Raw genomic sequence first — 17,318 nt, forward strand, 5'->3', positions numbered from 1 at the left:
ACCTGTAACGGGATCACATAACAAATGAAAGGTGATGTAAACCGTGAATCAATGGATTTGATGAATTTGTGACCGGGTGCAGTGGAAAAGTGATGCACCGGACGAGTGGCACACTGGAAAGGCGACCATCGGCGTCTTACGCGACATTAGTTGCATGCAGCCTTCACCCATGCTGTCGTTCTCGTATTAAATGGCTGAAGCAGTAAGAGTGCACTAACAACAATTCATATTTACAAGGCTTTTTTCAGTCTAATCAAACGCACGGCCAAATTAATTCTTAACGCTAAACAACTAGTATTTCATATCCATTCCAACGCATTTTATATACGCTAAACACCCCATATTTACTCCCCAACTCCGTTTATTTGAATCGCCACGGATAATCTAGACACTTCCTAGCCGTTGATAATACTGGTTTTCATATTCGGTCGGTGACATCTGATCGCTGGAACCATGCCGACGCTTACTGTTATAAAACATTTCGATGTAATCAAAAATATCGCTGCGGGCTTCTTCCCGCGTTCCGTAGATCTTTTTCTTTATCCGTTCGCGTTTCAACAACTGGAAAAAGCTTTCTGCAACCGCATTATCATGGCAGTTACCGCGACGGCTCATGCTGCCCTCCAGGCCGTGTGATTTCAGGAACGACTGCCACTCATGGCTTGTGTACTGACTGCCCTGATCCGAATGAACCAGCACCTGTTTTTGGGGATTACGGCGCCATACAGCCATCAGCAGTGCGTTCAGGACAATGTCCTTTGTCATCCGGGATTGCATGGACCAGCCGATAATTTTGCGTGAGAACAGATCAACAACCACGGCAAGATACAGCCAGCCTTCGTGGGTCCTGATGTAGGTTATGTCCGTTACCCAACGCTTATCCGGAGCATCCGGATTGAACTGTCGCTGGAGCCTGTTGGGCGACACGATACTGGCCTCGCCTTTACGTGCCCGCGGGCTCCGGTATCCGACCTGAGCCTTTATCCCGACACGTTTCATCAGTCGCCAGACTCTGTTCACTCCGCACTGTTGCCCGCTGTCCCGCAGATCCAGATGGATTTTGCGATAACCATAGACGCATCCCGATTCCAGCCAGAACTGTTTAATCTGTCCTGTCAGTCTCAGGTCTGCCTGATGGCGTTGTGAATGCGGCTGCTGAAGCCAGGCGTAAAAACCACTGGGATGAACATCCAGCACCCGACAGAGCAGGCGAACAGGCCAGCAACAGGTGTTGTCACGGATAAAGGCGTACCTCAGTCGGACAGCTTTGCGAAGTACGCCGCGGCTTTTTTTAATATGTCCCGTTCGTCGGTAACCCGCTTCAGCTCTTTCTGGAGACGGCGGATCTCGGCCTGAGCATCTGACTGTTCTTTATTAGCGGAAGAATCCGGACCGTACTTCTTTATCCAGGCATAAAGGCTGTGGGTGGTGATATCGAGACGTGTTGCAACGCTGGCAACAGAATAACCGCGATCAACAACCTGTTTGACTGCTTCAGTTTTAAACTCTTCGGGATAACGCTTACCGCTCATGGGCACCTCTCTTTAAGCCATCTTAAATGACTCTGAGGTGTCTGTTAAACCCGTGGCGATTCAATTAGTAGTTGCCTGACGTATGCAAAACCCTATCATTCTGCTGATAACAAATCTCACTCCAGGTAATAAAGATGAAAGACGCGTGGCTGGATACGTGCTCTACAACCATTCAAAACTTCGTGGAACGCTCGACGAGGCTACAGCCAGATAATCTTGAACTGGACCTGGTCGAAAAAATCGATTTTGACTACCAGATTAACTTAAGTCTCCATTTTCGTATTGAGACGACAGATCACACTCAGGTGGGAAGAGTCAGCGCCGGAAGCGGCACCCGCGTTTTTACCAGTACTTTCCAGTACGCCGAGGCTCTCCAGGCTGAAACCAGCGCTGTTTTATCTCGAGCAGAAACACTTCGTGAAGCTCAGGCACTGGTGCTTTCCCACCCTTACGGTGCGCTTCAAAAAGAGCAAGAAATCTATTCCCATCCTACGCGCCTCTGTTTAACTGAAAACTGCACTAACTGTAATGGACGCGGACAGGTCAATTGCTCCTGGTGCTATGGCTCTGGTCGCGTGAGCTGCACAACCTGTGGAGGAAGTGGACAGGTACTGGAACAGCGAAGCCATTTCGATCACTACACCAATCAGTACCGCACGGAGAGCCATTACCGGATGTGTTACACCTGCACAGGCGGTAGGGTGAACTGCAACCACTGTAGCGGTTCGGGAAACCAGCGCTGTTCACCCTGTGAGGGAACGGGCGAAACAACCCGCATTACCCGGCTTTCCAGTGTTGCCGTGCCTCATTACCAGTTGATCTACCATCGTGAGGATGTGCCGACGTTCATTAAAGATGGCCTCTACAAAGCGGGCATCCCGGAACTGGCAAGTTATGGTGCCGTTGAGCTGGCAGATTCCAGTATTGATGAGGGGTTGCGTAACGTTAACTTTATCTACAGCGCCAGCGTACCCTTTGCCCGATTTACGAGTCAGCTGCGCCAGGCTCAGCTTGCTGAACAACCTGTTAACTGGATCGTTTACGGTCGTCATCCGCAGATACTGGATGCGGGACATGTCGTTGAGTTGATGCTGAAAAACGATCTCAATGAGCTTGTCTATCGAAGCACAAAAGGAAAGTTGCTGAACCCGCTTGTTGCTGCGTGTAGCCGTAAAACGGTGGCCACATTTATGGAATCGGAAGCCCATCAGGAGATGCTGGATGCGAACCGCAAGGGTAAATCCGGGGAGATGCTCCGCGAAGCGATGAATCGTGGGGTCACTACGACCTATATTGATGAAGCCCTGACCAGCCTGAAAGCCATTACGCAGGCGGTCCAGAACTGGTCGGTGGTGAAGTGGGCAATCTTCAGCGCGGTCATTATCTATCTATTTATGCCTCTGTACACGGCCTATGGCGACTTCTGGTTCAACGACATGACAGGACGGGTCTATCTTACCCCGCTCCTGCGCTGGGATAACCAGCATAATTTACTCGCTTCCCTGGAGGTGCTGGCGCGTTACTGTGGCTTGTTTATTGCTATCGCTGCCGTTGTTATCTCTTTCCTGGGGTATTTATGGCGCAGGGGCTGGGTCCGCTGGCGAATGGGCCAGCATCTGGCTAGCTGGGCGGTGAATAAAAAGATTTTACGTAGCGGTTGGTTTATGAGCCTTCTTCTGACCAGCTTGCTTACTGTTTGTCTGTTACTCTTTTTCCCGATCTGGGTGACAAATGAGGGAGAACTCTTTGGACAGTATTCCTTAATTGAATTACTTCGCTGTGTTGTGGTCAACTAAAACTGGCCACCGCGTTAGAGTTTTTCCAGTATCGGTTTTCTGATTCGTTTGGTGGTAACCCACCATTATATTCGTGCGGTCTTAGTGCGCTGTAATATCCAACGATATAGTCCGTTATTGCGTGAGCTGCATCGCTGAAGCTTACATAGCCCGTCGCTGGCACCCATTCGTTCTTCAGACTCCTGAAGAAGCGCTCCATTGGGCTGTTATCCCAGCAGTTTCCACGCCGACTCATACTCTGCCTGATCCGGTATCGCCACAGTAACTGCCGGAACTGCCTGCTCGTATAATGACTGCCTTGATCGCTGTGGAACATCACCCCGACGGGCTTACCACGGGTTTCCCATGCCATTTCCAGTGCTTTCATGGTAAGCCTGCTGTCCGGCGAGAACGACATGGCCCAGCCCACTGGTTTTCTTGCGAACAGGTCGAGAACAACGGCGAGGTACGCCCAGCGCTTACCCGTCCAGATATAGGTCACATCACCGCACCACACCTGATTTGGTTCCGTTACGGCGAACTGTCGCTCAAGATGATTCGGGATAGCAACGTGCTCATGACCGCCACGCTTATACCGGTGAGTCGGCTGCTGGCAACTGACCAGCCCCAGCTCTTTCATGAGTCTGCCAGCAAGCCAGCGCCCCATCTGGTAGCCTCTCTGGGTTGCCATTGTGGCGATGCTTCTTGCTCCGGCAGAGCCGTGGCTGATGCCATGCAGTTCAAGTACCTGGCTGCGTAATACAGCCCGTCTGCCGTCTGGCTTTTCAGGACGGTTTTTCCAGTATTTGTAGCTGCTGCGATGGACCCCGAACACATGGCAGAGAGTGGCCACAGGATAACGCGCCCTGAGTTTCCCGATTATCGAGAACTGTTCAGGGAGTCTGACATCAAGAGCGCGGTAGCCTTTTTTAATATTTCATTTTCCATTTCAATACGTTGTAGCTTTTTCCTGAGCTCACGGATTTCAATTTGTTCCGGGGTAATGGGGGAGGCTTTTGGTGTTTTTCCCTGCCGCTCATCACGTAATTGTTTCACCCATCGCGTCATTGTGGAAAGGCCGACATCCATAGCGCTGGCTGCATCTGCCACGGTGTAATTCTGGTCAACGACCAGTTGAGCGGATTCGCGTTTAAACTCTGCGCTGAAATTTCTTTTTTTCATTATGGCACCTGTGTTGTTCTGAGGTGAGCATATCACCTCTGTTCAGGTGGCCAAATTCAGTAAACCACTTCAGCTGGGTTGCTCAGTTCATAAGATAATAATACGACCATGGCTCCCGGTATGTTTTCAGGGAGCTTTTCGCAACCAACAAAAAAGGCGCCCATCGGCGCCTTAGTCATTCAATCTTTTATTCAGCCTTTCGAAGCTGCCCCGATATCACCCCAACAAAGTCCATCACCTGTTTCTGCTTACTCGCGGACAGCTGGCTCACCTCGCGCATCAGCGTCTCAATCTCCGGTTCGGACTCCCGGGACGTCAGTATCATGCAGCCCTTCATCACCTTCACGTCCACCTTCGTTCCGGTGCTGAATCCGGCTTCATTTAGCCACAGGCCTTTCATGATGAAGGCGGGTATGCGGGTGTAATCCCCATAGCGCGTCGCATAACTTACGGTAAAAACGCGGTCGTCAGCGGCAAAGACTTCTGGTTGCAGTGATTCTGCAATACAATCGATATTAGTCATGGTTACTATTCTCTCTAAATAGTGATTGTGATGAGCGATACGGGCATGTTGGCGCATGCCCGTATTGCGTTAAATTAGCCTGTGAATCTAACCAGTAAATATAAATAAGTCCAGATTAATATAAAACGTAATAAGCGTTATTCGGCTGTTTTCGAATGTCCATTAAATATATTAATTCGCTGTGATTTATAATTTGACGCATAAGGAAATGATAAGTTATGACCGGGAATATCGAACAACGTATCTATGCGCTTGCCAGACGTTATAACGGCGTGTACCTCATTAATAACGAGAAAAACCAACAATTACTCAATGCCAGTATAGACCTCGATACGGATATGTTGCTGGATGTCGACGAAGCTGAAGAACTTATGGAGGAATTTTTTAGAGAATTTGACGTTAATAGAGGGAGCTTTAATATAAAAAGCTATTATCCCGACGTGCCTTTTTCCTGGAATCCATTCAAGAAATCAGCCCATGTTCCTGTTCCCGATTTTACGATTAGCATGTTGATCGAATCAGCTAAAGCCGGGAAATGGTTGTTCGACGGCGTTGTTGCTCAAATCAGGGAACTATCCCGCAGTTTGGTGATCTGATCTCTTAGGTTCACCACCGGGAGCGCCAGATGGGCAAGTCCAAGCACAAGATCAGCAACTGGAAACAGTACAACCAAGCCTTGGTGCAACGTGGTTCGTTGACCGTCTGGATGGATGAGCAAGCCATCCAGCAGTGGCATTGCCAGACCCATCATGGCCGCCGAGGGCGAGGCTTCCATTACAGCGACTCCGCCATTGAAACCGCGCTGATGCTCAAGGCGGTATTCAAGCTACCGCTGCGTGCCTTGGAAGGCTTCATCAACTCGCTGTTCCAGCTGATGAATGTGCCCTTACAGTCGCCGGACTACAGCTGTATCAGCAAGCGCGCCAAGACGGTCGAAATCAAGTACCGCCTACCGAGCCATGGCCCAGTAGCTCACCTGGTCATCGATGCCACCGGACTCAAGGTCTATGGCGAGGGCGAATGGAAAATTCGCAAGCACGGCAAGGAGAAACGCCGCGTCTGGCGCAAGCTTCACCTGGCCGTAGATGCGGCGACCCATGCCATCGTCGCAGCCGAAGTCAGCCTGGAAACGGTGGGCGATAACGAGGTGCTGCCCACGCTGCTCAACCCCTTGCGCCGCAAGATAGAACAAGTCAGCGCCGATGGTGCCTATGACACCAAAGCCTGTTATGCCCTACTACAAAAGAAGGGCGCCAAGGCCACCATACCGCCGAGAAAAAATGCGGCATTCTGGAAGACAGGCCATCCACGCAACGAGGCGGTTGCCGCGCTCAAGGCAGGAGAGCTGGAGCAATGGAAAAAGGACTCTGGCTATCATCAGCGCTCGATAGCTGAGACCGCCATGTATCGCTTCAAGCAGCTCATCGGTCCGAAACTGAGTCTGCGGAGCTACAACGCCCAGGTGGGTGAGATCCTGGCTGGGGTAAAAGTCATGAACAAGGTCATAGGGCTTGGTATGCCCATTCGGCAGGCCGTCAACTAAGCCCGCCCGGCGGGTTGGGGAGCGAGTATCCGACTTTGGATTTGATCAACAAGGCCTTGTTCGACTAATCACAACCCAAAGGTACCGTGAAAGCGAAGGAGTTTTATTGTTCCATAAACGGATTATAACTACCTCAAATGACCTGTTAATGGAACAAAGAGGCCTGTGATGGCAAAACCCTCTACCCGAAATTATTCCCGCCATAGCCGCGACGCTGCACGACTGCTGGGGTTAATGCTTCGTACTGCGCGTATTGAACGTCAGCTCACGGTTGAAGGGCTTGCTGAACGTGCAGGCGTCTCAAGCGGGCTTGTTTATCGTGCTGAAGAAGGTGACATGGGGTGTGCAATTGGCGCGGTGTTCGAGCTGGCGACCATTTTAGGCGTTCCACTTTTTATCCCTGACCCGGCATCAATGGCATTACATACCGCAAATGCAGAGAAAACATTATCTCTGATGCCACGTTCAGTGCATCGCTTCAGGAAGGTGATAGATGATGATTTCTGATAACAATTCTGACCGCGCCTATGTATGGATCTGGTTGCCTGGTGCAACGCAGCCGGTTGTTGCGGGGGTGCTTAACCGGGATGGTGACAGGTTTATATTTAACTACGGGCGCAGCTATCTGGAAAGGGAGGATGCGATCCCTGTCTATGAACCGGAACTCCCGCTGGTCCGGGGCGCGATTTTCACGGCACCGGGTCTGCAACAGGCGAGTGCATTACGTGATGCTGCCCCGGACGCCTGGGGCTGCGGATAGTCTTCGCCGCCCGCGTCGGGCACGGCCATTGAGTAACAAGGAACTGAAAGAATATGATTTTTTAGAACATCCGGGTGGAGCGGAACCGGGAATGAGTTAATTGCACCTGAAAAAGCGCTTTAACTGGATAATGTCTTTTTTAAGGTGCATTCTCCTCTTCGGCTCGCCAATCTAACACTCACTTTATAACCAGAATTAGCGCTAAAAAAGGCCAGTATTCACCAGCCTTATCAGAACCTAAATATAAGATGACTCTAAAATTTTACTTGCATGTGGTATTCCATATCATCTTACCTTTTTGAAGATAAAAATGATCAAAGGAACGCACACAGCAAATCCCAGAGAAGACGCTAATGCAGAGTCATTATGGTTTTGAAGAAGTGTTTTCACGAGCCAGGCACATTGCGAGGACCTTAAATCCCCTCCCTGGCTCATGGTTTCAGAAAAGTTAACAGCGAAGACCAGATCGTAATAAAAGACGACAAGGTAGTACACCGCGCAGATCAGCAGGATGCTGACCCATCTGAACCAAAATTTTTTATTCATTATCATAAGTACTACCTAATGAGCCACCTACTGCCCCGCCTGAATAGGGTGAAGCTGAACCCACAACAGCAGAAGCATTAGCAGTTGCTTGTTGAGGCTGCACACTTGCGCGATCGATGGTGACTCTATAATTTTACTTTCATGCGATATCCCACATCATCTTACCTTTTTAAAAATAAGCAGAATGAGGGGTACGCAAATCACAAACCCGTAAATCGCTGCATTAAAAACTATATCCGTAGCTTGCAGGATAGAATCAACAGAAGCATGGTATTCATTCAATGGCACTGGATTAGAAAAGCGCATACTTTCCCTTTCACTAAAAGCAGAAAATGAGAATGTAGCCAGCGCCAACCCGATAAAGTAGCAAAGCGATACGAGGCAAATTCCGCCCCATCGGAGCACAGTTTTAGTTCTACTTGTCATTGTCATAGGATCCACCTAATACGCCGCCCACTGTACCGCCTGAATAGGGAGATAATGAATCTCCTGCAGCTGCACCATCCGCAACGATATGCTGAAATTTACCACCGGGATTTTCCTGGAAAGGTTGCAAGTTTCCTGAATTTGGATATTGCTCTTTGAATGCATTCGTCATTTCAACGACAAGCATTGATGACATATCACTACCCCTAGCGGCGAGGAATTTTTGCAGAGAGACCGGAACGGTGAAGTCTTCTTCGGCTTCGACAGAAAGTTGTGTAGTCATTGACGTGTAGCCGTGTTCGAATACTGCCGAACCAGCAAATTTAATGCCTGCAACTGAATGAGTGGTGCAGTTACTACCAGTCACATCATACCCGTTAATAGTACGGCCTCTTCTTCGGGTCGTTTCAGGCATATTTGCCGTTTGGATAGCTGGCTTGCCGTTGTTCCACAGGTTTTCAAAAAACTGTCTTGTCCTCACCGGATCTGCGTCGTTTATGCGAAATACACGGGCACCCATTTGATACAATTCACCACGATAATAAACCCTTGCGTCTTCATCCTGCAGGAAGTTAAGAATACCATCCCCGGTAAACCCTCCAGGATCGGTTCTTCCGTAACGCCCGTATGTGTAGAGAGATATATTGTTATTCTCATGCACCGAAACAAAAGCGTGACCTGCATTTTTGGTTTCAGTCCAGATATACACGCCGTTCAACAGCGCGTTATCTTCTGGCTTGCAAGTGCCAGCAAAATGATTTTGCTTATTCATCGTTTGAGCATGCTGTTCCGGTTCAACAGATATATCAGCCCATGAAGGAGAATTAACTTCAACTGTGGCTGGAGCAATCAGGAAGTTTGTTCCGGCAGGGCAACCGCAGGCAACAGGGGAACCATCTACGGCAACTTCTATCCCCATATTAGACTGTCTTACATCACCTGCTGCTATGACTCCAGGTTCTCCACATTTGGGGCAGGGGGAAGTTTTGTCGCCGATATAGAGTTGTAGTTTTCCCATCACTGAAAACCCGGTTCGGCTTGCGTAACACGTTGCGCCCGTCGACGTTTTATCACCATCAAGGCCAGCGTTTTTATCATGAACAATACAGCCTCTATTTACCGTTATCATCGCAGAGCTCCTTTATTTCCTGCGATGAGGTCGAAAGCATTTATTTGAGCGCAAAGAGGTCTGAATTTTTCGCTCGTAATTGTAAGAGAGGCGATGGTGAAAGGAGTCAGGTCAAATCCAACCAGCATATTGGAAGAAAGTTTATCGATATATTGCTGCATAAGTCCCTCTGCGTATTGTTAATGTTATCCTGATGGTCATTTTACAATCATTAACCATAAGAACAATACGCATTAAACTTAAGTGAAAATGTATCAGGCAGTTCTCGTCATTCAAGAAATATATATTACCCAGGTAAGATATATGTACTGTCCCCCATCGCCCCCCTGATTATAGGAATCGGCGTCAGCAAATGCTGATACATCAATTCCCCCGCCTTATCCGCATCCCGCGCCAGCACCGCGTCCATCAGCTTCTGATGCTCCACATGCTTCTCTTCTAACATCGCCACCGACAGCACCGTCTTCCGCAACCACACATACCGATACCTTGCCGCCAGATCGAACAATCTTTCCCGCATCTGCATCAAATACTGCGATCCACACCCCGCCACAATGGCGGTATGAAACGCCTGATGCCGCTGGTCCCACTCGTCCAGCATGGTCTCGCTGGCGTCGCGGGATTCCAGCTTGTTCAGCAGATGCATGCGGGCCAGGAGGTCGGCTTCCCACTCTTCGCCGCCGCGTTCGATGGCGAGGCGGACCAGCATCGCCTCCATGTTGGCGCGCGCGTCAAAGATATCGAGCAGCTCCTGTTCGGACATCGGCGCCACCCGGTAGCCTTTCTGGTTGATGACCGTGACCAGCCCTTCGGCAACCAGCTGCGACAGCGCTTCACGCAGCGGGCCGACGCCCAGCTCATAGCGGGAGGTCAGCAGGCTCATGCGCAGCTTCTCATCCGGCTGATAAACGCCGCGGATAATGTCGTTTTTCAGCCAGCGGTATCCGTCTATGGCCGTCGCCTGGGAAATGATGGTCATGGTCCTGCTCCTTAAAAACTGCCCGGCTTACACCGGGCGTAAAATCTAACCCTGCTTCGCCTCGTCAAAACACGCGGCGATGATCGCCAGCCCCTGCTGAAGCTGCGCCTCTTCCACGGTCAGCGGCACCAGGATGCGCAGCACGTTGTAGTATGGGCCGCAGGAGAGCAGGATCAACCCTTTATCCCGCGCCCGGGCGACAATCTGCGCCGTCAGGGCAGCGTTCGGTTTATTGTGGTCGCCGTCTTCAAACAGCTCGATGGCGATCATCGCCCCCAGGCCGCGCACGTCGCCGATCTCAGAGTGTTTTTCGGCGATAGCCAGCAGTCCCTCGCGCAGGGTGTTGCCCAGCTTATTGGCTTTGCCCAGCAGATCTTCCTGCTCGAACACCTTCATCACCGCCAGCGCGGCGGCACAGGCGATGGGGCTCCCGGCGTAGGTACCGCCCAGCCCGCCCGGGGCGATGGCGTCCATCACGTCGGCGCGTCCGGTGACGCCCGCCAGCGGGAAGCCGCCGGCAATGGATTTAGCGAAGGTGGTGATATCCGCCGCCACGCCCATCTGCTCCATAGCGAAGAAGGTCCCGGTCCGGCCCGCGCCGCTCTGCACTTCGTCGGCGATCAGCATAATGCCGTGCTCGTCGCATAGATCGCGCAGGCGTTGCATAAAGGCAGGGGAGGCGGCATAGAATCCGCCTTCACCCTGCACGGGTTCGATCACGATGGCGGCGATATCTTCTGGCGCGGCATCGTTTTTAAAGATGCGGTGGATGCTGGCGATGGCGTCGTCATCGCTCACGCCGTGCAGGGCGCACGGATAGAGCGCGCGATAGACGTGGCCCGGCATCAGCCCCATGCCCGCTGAGTAAGGGTTCACTTTCCCGGTCAGCGAGAGGGTGTAGTGGGTGCGGCCGTGATAGGCCCCGGTAAAGGCGATGGTGCCGTTGCGCTTCGTGGCGGCGCGGGCAATTTTCACCGCGTTCTCCACCGCTTCGGAGCCGGTGGTCACCAGCAGGGTTTTTTTCGGGAAATCGCCCGGCACTTTCTGGTTCAGGGTTTCGCAAAGCTCCAGATAGGGCTCGTAGGCCAGCACCTGGAAGCAGGTATGCGTCAGCTTTTTCAGCTGCTCTTCCACGGCGCTGACCACCTCCGGGTGCAAGTGCCCGGTGTTCAGCACCGCGATGCCGCCGGCGAAATCAAGATATTCACGGCCTTCAACGTCCCACACCCGGCTGTTCTCGGCGCGGGCGGCAAAAATCGGGTGGATCTGGCCCACGCCGCGGGGAATGGCATTGCTACGACGCTGCATTAACTCTTTATTGCTGCTCATTGAAATCTCCTGAATCACATAAGTTAAAGGCCGATGCACATATATTTGATTTCTAAGTAATCTTCGATGCCGTATTTAGAACCTTCCCGACCCAGACCGGAGGCTTTGATCCCGCCGAACGGGGCCACTTCGTTAGAGATAATGCCGGTGTTAATGCCGACGATGCCGTACTCCAGCGACTCGCCGACGCGGAACACGCGGCTCAAATCGCGGGCATAGAAATAGGCGGCGAGGCCGAACTCGGTATCGTTGGCCATCGCGATAACGTCCGCCTCATCCTGAAAACGGAACAGCGGGGCCAGCGGGCCGAAGGTCTCCTCTTTCGCCACTTTGGCATCACCGGGCACATCTACAAGAATAGTCGGCTGGAAGAAGTTGCCGCCCAGTTTATGCAGCGATCCGCCGGTAATTACCCGCGCGCCTTTATCCACCGCGTCAGCAATGTGTTCTTCAACTTTCGCCACCGCCTTGCTGTCGATCAGCGGCCCGGTGGTCACACCCGGCGTCATGCCGTCGCCGAGCTGGAGTTTATTCACCGCCTGCTGGAGTTTTTCGGCAAAGCGATCGTAAACGCCGTCCTGTACGTACAGGCGGTTGGCGCACACGCAGGTCTGCCCGGCGTTGCGGAACTTGGAGGCCAGCGCCCCTTCCACGGCTTTGTCCAGGTCGGCATCGTCAAAGACGATAAAGGGCGCGTTGCCGCCCAGTTCCAGCGACACTTTTTTGATGTCTTTTGCGCACTGGGCCATCAGCTGGCGACCAATCTCGGTCGAGCCGGTAAAGGAGAGCTTGCGTACCAGCGGGTTGCTGGTCAGCTCGTTACCGATGTCCGACGCTGAGCCGGTCACCACGTTGAACACCCCTTCGGGGATGCCCGCGCGGCTCGCCAGTTCGGCCAGCGCCAGGGCGGAGTAGGGGGTCTGGCTGGCGGGTTTGAGCACCATGGTGCAGCCTGCCGCCAGCGCCGGGCCCGCCTTGCGGGTGATCATCGCCGCCGGGAAGTTCCACGGGGTGATGGCGGCGGTGACGCCAATCGGCTGCTTTATCACAATCAAGCGCTTGTCCGCCTGATGGCCGGGAATGGTGTCGCCGTAGACGCGTTTTCCCTCTTCGGCGAACCACTCTATAAAGGAGGCGGCATAGCTGATTTCACCTTTCGCTTCCGCCAGCGGTTTGCCCTGTTCGAGGGTCATCAGCTGAGCCAGATCGTCCTGGTTGGCCATCATCAACTCGAACCAGCGGCGCAGGATGTTGGCGCGTTCTTTGGCAGTGAGCGCTCGCCAGGCGGGCAGGGCGCGGTTCGCCGCCTCAATCGCGGTGCGGGTTTCATCGGCGCCCATCTTCGGCACGCTGCCCAGGGTCTGGCCGTTTGCCGGGTTGGAGACGGTAATCGCCTCGCCGCGGTGCGCGTCGCACCACTTTCCTTCTATATAGGCCTGCTGGCGGAATAAGCTGGGATCGTTGAGTTGCATGATGGCTTCCTGTCTCAGAATGTTTAACGGGTACAGGCGGCGTGGAGTGTGTCCACGCTTCTGGCTGCCCGCAGTGCGCGGCCGGGGTTGTGTTGACTGGCGAGCAGGGTCTGAACCTTGCTGACAATATGCGCGCCAATGGGGATCGCCGAGGTCGCCGCCGGTGAGGGCGCATTACAGGTATGAATGGTTCGCGGCGTGGTGACAAATAAAAAGTCGTCGATGAGCTTCCCGTCTGGCGAAACTGCTTGCGCCCTCACACCCGCAGGCCAGGGGTGCAGATCTTTCACCGTCAGGCTCGGGCAATATTTTTGCACCAGCCGCAGGTAGCCGCTTTTGCACAGGGAGTTTTTCATCTCGCTTAAGCCCGAGCGCAGGTTGTTTTGCAGCACCCGGCGAATGCCGGAGGAGCCGATAATTTCCAGCATATCGGTTAAGGAGATATCCCCCTTGCGATAGCCCTCGCGCTTAAAAGCCAGCACCGCGTTGGGCCCCACCGTGACGCTGCCGTCGATCATGCGGGTGAGATGCACGCCCAAAAACGGCATGGCCGGATCGGGGATCGGGTAGATCAGGTGGTTAACGATCTGATTATGTTCCGGCGCGAGGCGGAAATACTCCCCCCGGAACGGGCAGATAATAAAGCCCGGATCGATGCCGAGCATGTTGACCAGCCTGTCGGCCATCAGCCCGGCGCAGGCAATCATGGTCATAGTTTCAAACTCGCGCCCGTCGCGGGTGTGGATGACTACGCCGCTGGCGTGCTCCTTCAGGGCGCTGACCTCGGCGTTGAAAATCACCTCGCCGCCTTTCGCCTGGAAGCGTTTTGCCATCGCCGCTGTCACCTCGCGATAGCTGACAATCCCGCTGGAGGGGACAAAAATCCCGCCCAGCCCGGTGATGTTAGGCTCGCGCTCGCGCAGTTCGGCGGCGCTCAGCCACTCGCGCTCGATCCCGTTGGCGGCGGTGCGATCCCACAGGGCCTGCATCCGTTCCATCTCAAGCGCAGAGGTGGCAACCAGCATCTTGCCGCAGGTGTCATAGCGAATCTGGTTCTCATCGCAAAAGGCTTTGGTGGCCCGGTTCCCGGCCAGGCAAAACTGCGCCTTCAGGCTGCCGGGGGTGTAATAGACCCCGGCATGGATCACGCCGCTGTTGCGCCCGGTCTGGTGGCAGGCCGGGCCTGCCTCCTTTTCCAGCAGCGCGATGCGGGCGTCCGGGTAGAGCTCCATCAGCTGCATGGCGGTCGACATGCCGATGATGCCGCCGCCGGTAATCACGAAATCATACATCCGCGCAATCCCTACTGATGAGTCTGATAGTGGCTGGTGGCGTAACTGATATACCCCCGCTGGCGCATCAGCTCCCGACGCAGATCCGGGTGCGGGGTGAAGCGGTCCCGGCCGTGCAGCCAGAACATGTTGTTGATCAGCAGGAATTTACCCACCGGCACCGGAATGGAAATGATGTGTTTACTGCTCTCCAGTGCGTCAGAAAGTTCGCTCAGCCACACCCCCTCTTCAAAATCTTTCGGCTGCACGAACTGGTCGATATAGCGCATTACCGGGCGGCCCTGCTGGTCGACGTCGAACACCGGATGAAACACATCCTGCGCGACGTTTTTGCTTGGCGGTGCCGTCCAGCGTAACGGGCGGCGGGCCAGCGGATGGCTGAAGAATTTTTCCAGCGACTCCCAGTCATCAAGGTGCAGCAGCAGAGAGTTGCCGCCCTGCATGTTCTGCTCGTCGATTTTCATCATCAGCACGTAGTCGGTCACTTCATCGACGAAGGTGCCGTCGTTGTGCAGCTCCAGCACGCGATGGGGCTGGCGCAGATAGCTGTCTGAGTTATCGACGTTTTTCACCGTAAAGCGGGCATAATACTGGCCGCTCATGGCGTCATAGTTCGAGCGTCCGATCAGGTGCGCCACGGCGGTGGCGATCTTCACCATCTCGTCGGCCAGGGCGACGTTATCCACTCCCTCGGCGTCAATCAGCAGGGCACCCTCGCTGCGGCTGAGGATCGTGTTCAGCAGCAGGGGCTGGAGCTGGTTGCCGCACAGGTCATCGAGGATCTTCGCCACCCGAAAGCGCAGGAAGGATTTGTACTCCAGCGCCTGGATGGGCCACTGCTCCACCTCCCGCAGGAACTGCTGCGTGACGTCCGCTGAGAACGTCAGCTCCAGCAGGCGCGGAGACTGCACGGAGGGCGCGATACGAAAACCGGTGATGGTGCGGGATAACGCCTCGTCGGGCTGTTTTACGGCGGTCAGTGCATTCATCAGAATCAATCCTCTCAGAAAGTATTCAGGGAACGGGGTGTTTCGTAGCCATAAATTAAAAATATCTACATTTTGGATAAATGGGCACATACCAGGCAGATTGTTTAGATTTTGTGATGCAGGCGTAAAAATTGACCGAATTGAGCGGAAAAAACGGGAAAAGAGGGGGATGTGAACCTGGCGCAGTGATGGCGCTCACGGAAAATGCGGTGTGACCTTAACAAAAACGTGACATATCCATACAAATCTTAACAAATCGCGAGGGCGGTGCTGTACGGCGTTCAGGCGCTCTTCTATACCTTGATTCGTGTTACCTGCGACACCAACTCAACACAGAGAATAAACGTATGGAACAGACTTCTGGCAAGAAAAGTGAAGCAATTCATAGCGATACTACACAGCAATTTAACCGCTCCATCGGTCTCATCTCTAACTTTTCGCTTGGGTTCACCTACCTCTCGCCGCTGACGGCGGTCTACTCCCTGTTTGCGCTGGCGGTGACGCTGGCGGGGCCTCCGGCCATCTGGTGGATCCCGATTGTCGCCTGCGGGCAACTGCTGGTGGCGCTGGTGTTTGGCGAAGTGGCGTCGCAGTACCCCATTACCGGCGGGTTGTACCCCTGGGCGCGCCGTCTGTGGGGCAAAAAATATGCGTGGATCGCCGCCTGGATCTACCTCTGGGCGCTGGTGGTGACCATCACCTCGGTCGCGGAATACACCGCCACCTTCGTCGGCTCCCTGTTCGGCTTTGAAATCTCGCCCGGTAACATGCTGATCACCTCGGTCGTGCTGCTGCTGATGATGATGGCGATAAACATGTCGGGCACTAAAAACCTCGCCCGGGTCGCCAGGATTGGCTTTTGGTGCGAGATCGTCAGCGTGATTGCGCTCGGGATCTACCTGCTGATTTTCCACCGCGCCCAGCCGTTCTCGGTGGTGTTTGATTCGATGGGGGTGATTGCCAAAGACGGTAGCTACCAGCCGGCGTTTATGGCGGCGGCGCTGATCGGCCTGTTCATGTTCTTCGGCTTTGAGGCCTGCGGCAACGTGGCGGAAGAGGTGAAAAACCCGAGCAGGAAGATCCCGGTGGCGATGATCCTCAGCATCGTGTTTGGCGCTATCTCGGCGATTATCTCGATCCTCGGCTACCTGCTGGCCTCCCCGAATCTGATGAACATCGTCAACGGTAAGATTGCCGATCCGATCCCGGCGATCCTCAACGAGGCCCTGGGGGAAACCGGCGCCACGGTGTTTATCATCATCGCGGTGATCGCCATGCTGTCGTGCATTCTCTCCCTGCAGGCCGCGCTGAGCCGCCTGATCTTCTCCTTCTCCCGCGACCAGATGCTGCCGGGCAGCGCCTGGATGTCGAAGCTGTCGAAAAACAGCGTTCCTGACAACGCGATGATCGTCAGCTGCCTGCTGCCGGTGCTTATCTGCGTGTGGGTTTACTTCCAGCCGGATAACCTGGCGCGCATCACCGCCTTTGCGGTTATCGGCATCTACATTTCGTTCCAGATGGTGGTGCTGGCGGCGCTGCGCCAGCGTCTGAAAGGCTGGAAACCGGCCGGGGAGTGGAGCGTCGGTGGCTGGGGAATGCTGGTTAACGTGCTGGCGCTGGCCTATGGCCTGTGCGGCATCTGGCTGCTGGCACAACCTGCCGAGAGCAGCGACTTTATCGACCGCTGGACGGTGCTGGTGGGGCTGTCGGTGGTGGTGATTTCCGGGCTGGTGTACATGGCGCTGGCCCGACCGTTCGGACGCTCAAACGCGCCGGAAAACGACGCGATCGAGCATGCAAAACGCCTGAACGCGGGACAATCTCTCTAATCACTCAGAACA

The 17,318-nt window shown here is 53.9% G+C and carries 16 protein-coding genes; 6 read left to right on the forward strand and 10 right to left on the reverse strand.

What is annotated here, in order from left to right; genetic code table 11:
- Window positions 1-384: 384 nt before the first annotated feature.
- Window positions 385-1,532 (reverse strand): IS3 family transposase gene (locus tag FHN83_RS14220; protein WP_087794475.1). Its coding sequence is split into 2 segments (ribosomal slippage): window positions 385-1,295 and window positions 1,295-1,532, totalling 1,149 coding nucleotides; the frame shifts between segments, so codons are not numbered across the junction.
- Window positions 1,533-1,666: 134 nt separating this feature from the next.
- On the opposite strand from FHN83_RS14220, the gene FHN83_RS14225 reads away from it, so the two are divergent.
- Complete coding sequence (locus FHN83_RS14225; protein ID WP_139564109.1) at window positions 1,667-3,328, forward strand: DnaJ-like cysteine-rich domain-containing protein; 1,662 nt, start codon at window positions 1,667-1,669, stop codon at window positions 3,326-3,328.
- Here FHN83_RS14225 and FHN83_RS14230 read toward each other — a convergent pair.
- Together FHN83_RS14230 and symE are read right to left on the reverse strand one after the other, a co-directional pair.
- Window positions 3,321-4,489 (reverse strand): IS3-like element ISEc52 family transposase gene (locus FHN83_RS14230; RefSeq protein WP_103255452.1). Its coding sequence is split into 2 segments (ribosomal slippage): window positions 3,321-4,240 and window positions 4,240-4,489, totalling 1,170 coding nucleotides; the frame shifts between segments, so codons are not numbered across the junction. The genes FHN83_RS14225 and FHN83_RS14230 overlap by 8 nt on opposite strands.
- A 187-nt stretch (window positions 4,490-4,676) precedes the next feature.
- On the reverse strand, window positions 4,677-5,012 hold the full coding sequence (gene symE / locus FHN83_RS14235; RefSeq protein ID WP_138370140.1) for an endoribonuclease SymE: 336 nt from the start codon (window positions 5,010-5,012) through the stop codon (window positions 4,677-4,679).
- Between the two features lie 218 nt (window positions 5,013-5,230).
- On the opposite strand from symE, the gene FHN83_RS14240 reads away from it, so the two are divergent.
- From FHN83_RS14240 to FHN83_RS14255, 4 genes are all read left to right on the forward strand, one after another.
- On the forward strand, window positions 5,231-5,608 hold the full coding sequence (locus tag FHN83_RS14240; protein WP_139564111.1) for a DUF1493 family protein: 378 nt from the start codon (window positions 5,231-5,233) through the stop codon (window positions 5,606-5,608).
- A 29-nt stretch (window positions 5,609-5,637) separates the two neighbouring features.
- On the forward strand, window positions 5,638-6,555 hold the full coding sequence (locus tag FHN83_RS14245) for an IS5-like element ISEc35 family transposase (protein ID WP_072657383.1): 918 nt from the start codon (window positions 5,638-5,640) through the stop codon (window positions 6,553-6,555).
- A 168-nt stretch (window positions 6,556-6,723) separates the two neighbouring features.
- Window positions 6,724-7,062 (forward strand): helix-turn-helix domain-containing protein, encoded by a 339-nt coding sequence (locus FHN83_RS14250; protein WP_139564113.1) that lies wholly within the window; start codon window positions 6,724-6,726, stop codon window positions 7,060-7,062.
- Window positions 7,049-7,315, forward strand: coding sequence for a hypothetical protein (locus tag FHN83_RS14255; RefSeq protein ID WP_327062086.1), 267 nt, complete (start codon window positions 7,049-7,051; stop codon window positions 7,313-7,315). The genes FHN83_RS14250 and FHN83_RS14255 overlap by 14 nt, the downstream gene beginning before the upstream one ends.
- Before the next feature lie 961 nt (window positions 7,316-8,276).
- Here the strand turns inward: FHN83_RS14255 and FHN83_RS14270 are convergent.
- The 7 genes from FHN83_RS14270 to glaH all read right to left on the reverse strand — a co-directional run bounded on the left by FHN83_RS14270 (window position 8,277) and on the right by glaH (window position 15,477).
- Window positions 8,277-9,416, reverse strand: coding sequence for a PAAR domain-containing protein (locus FHN83_RS14270; RefSeq protein WP_139564118.1), 1,140 nt, complete (start codon window positions 9,414-9,416; stop codon window positions 8,277-8,279).
- Window positions 9,413-9,577 (reverse strand): hypothetical protein, encoded by a 165-nt coding sequence (locus FHN83_RS28230; RefSeq protein WP_176556495.1) that lies wholly within the window; start codon window positions 9,575-9,577, stop codon window positions 9,413-9,415. The genes FHN83_RS14270 and FHN83_RS28230 overlap by 4 nt, the downstream gene beginning before the upstream one ends.
- A gap of 125 nt (window positions 9,578-9,702) precedes the next feature.
- The gene (gene csiR / locus FHN83_RS14275; RefSeq protein ID WP_139564120.1) at window positions 9,703-10,395 is read right to left on the reverse strand and encodes a DNA-binding transcriptional regulator CsiR; all 693 of its coding nucleotides are present in this window, start codon (window positions 10,393-10,395) and stop codon (window positions 9,703-9,705) included.
- 45 nt (window positions 10,396-10,440) lie between these two features.
- Entirely contained in the window at window positions 10,441-11,724 is a 1,284-nt protein-coding gene (gene gabT, locus FHN83_RS14280) for a 4-aminobutyrate--2-oxoglutarate transaminase (RefSeq protein ID WP_139564122.1), read from the reverse strand.
- A gap of 23 nt (window positions 11,725-11,747) precedes the next feature.
- Window positions 11,748-13,196 (reverse strand): NADP-dependent succinate-semialdehyde dehydrogenase, encoded by a 1,449-nt coding sequence (gabD, locus tag FHN83_RS14285; protein WP_139564124.1) that lies wholly within the window; start codon window positions 13,194-13,196, stop codon window positions 11,748-11,750.
- Window positions 13,197-13,219: 23 nt separating this feature from the next.
- Complete coding sequence (lhgO, locus tag FHN83_RS14290) at window positions 13,220-14,488, reverse strand: L-2-hydroxyglutarate oxidase (RefSeq protein ID WP_139564126.1); 1,269 nt, start codon at window positions 14,486-14,488, stop codon at window positions 13,220-13,222.
- A gap of 11 nt (window positions 14,489-14,499) precedes the next feature.
- Entirely contained in the window at window positions 14,500-15,477 is a 978-nt protein-coding gene (gene glaH, locus FHN83_RS14295; protein WP_139564128.1) for a glutarate dioxygenase GlaH, read from the reverse strand.
- Between the two features lie 347 nt (window positions 15,478-15,824).
- On the opposite strand from glaH, the gene FHN83_RS14300 reads away from it, so the two are divergent.
- Window positions 15,825-17,306 carry an APC family permease gene (locus tag FHN83_RS14300; protein ID WP_139564130.1) on the forward strand — a complete coding sequence of 494 codons (1,482 nt, stop codon included), beginning with the start codon at window positions 15,825-15,827 and terminating at the stop codon, window positions 17,304-17,306.
- Window positions 17,307-17,318: the final 12 nt, after the last annotated feature.

The organism is Leclercia adecarboxylata (assembly GCF_006171285.1).
GTDB lineage: Bacteria > Pseudomonadota > Gammaproteobacteria > Enterobacterales > Enterobacteriaceae > Enterobacter > Enterobacter barmai.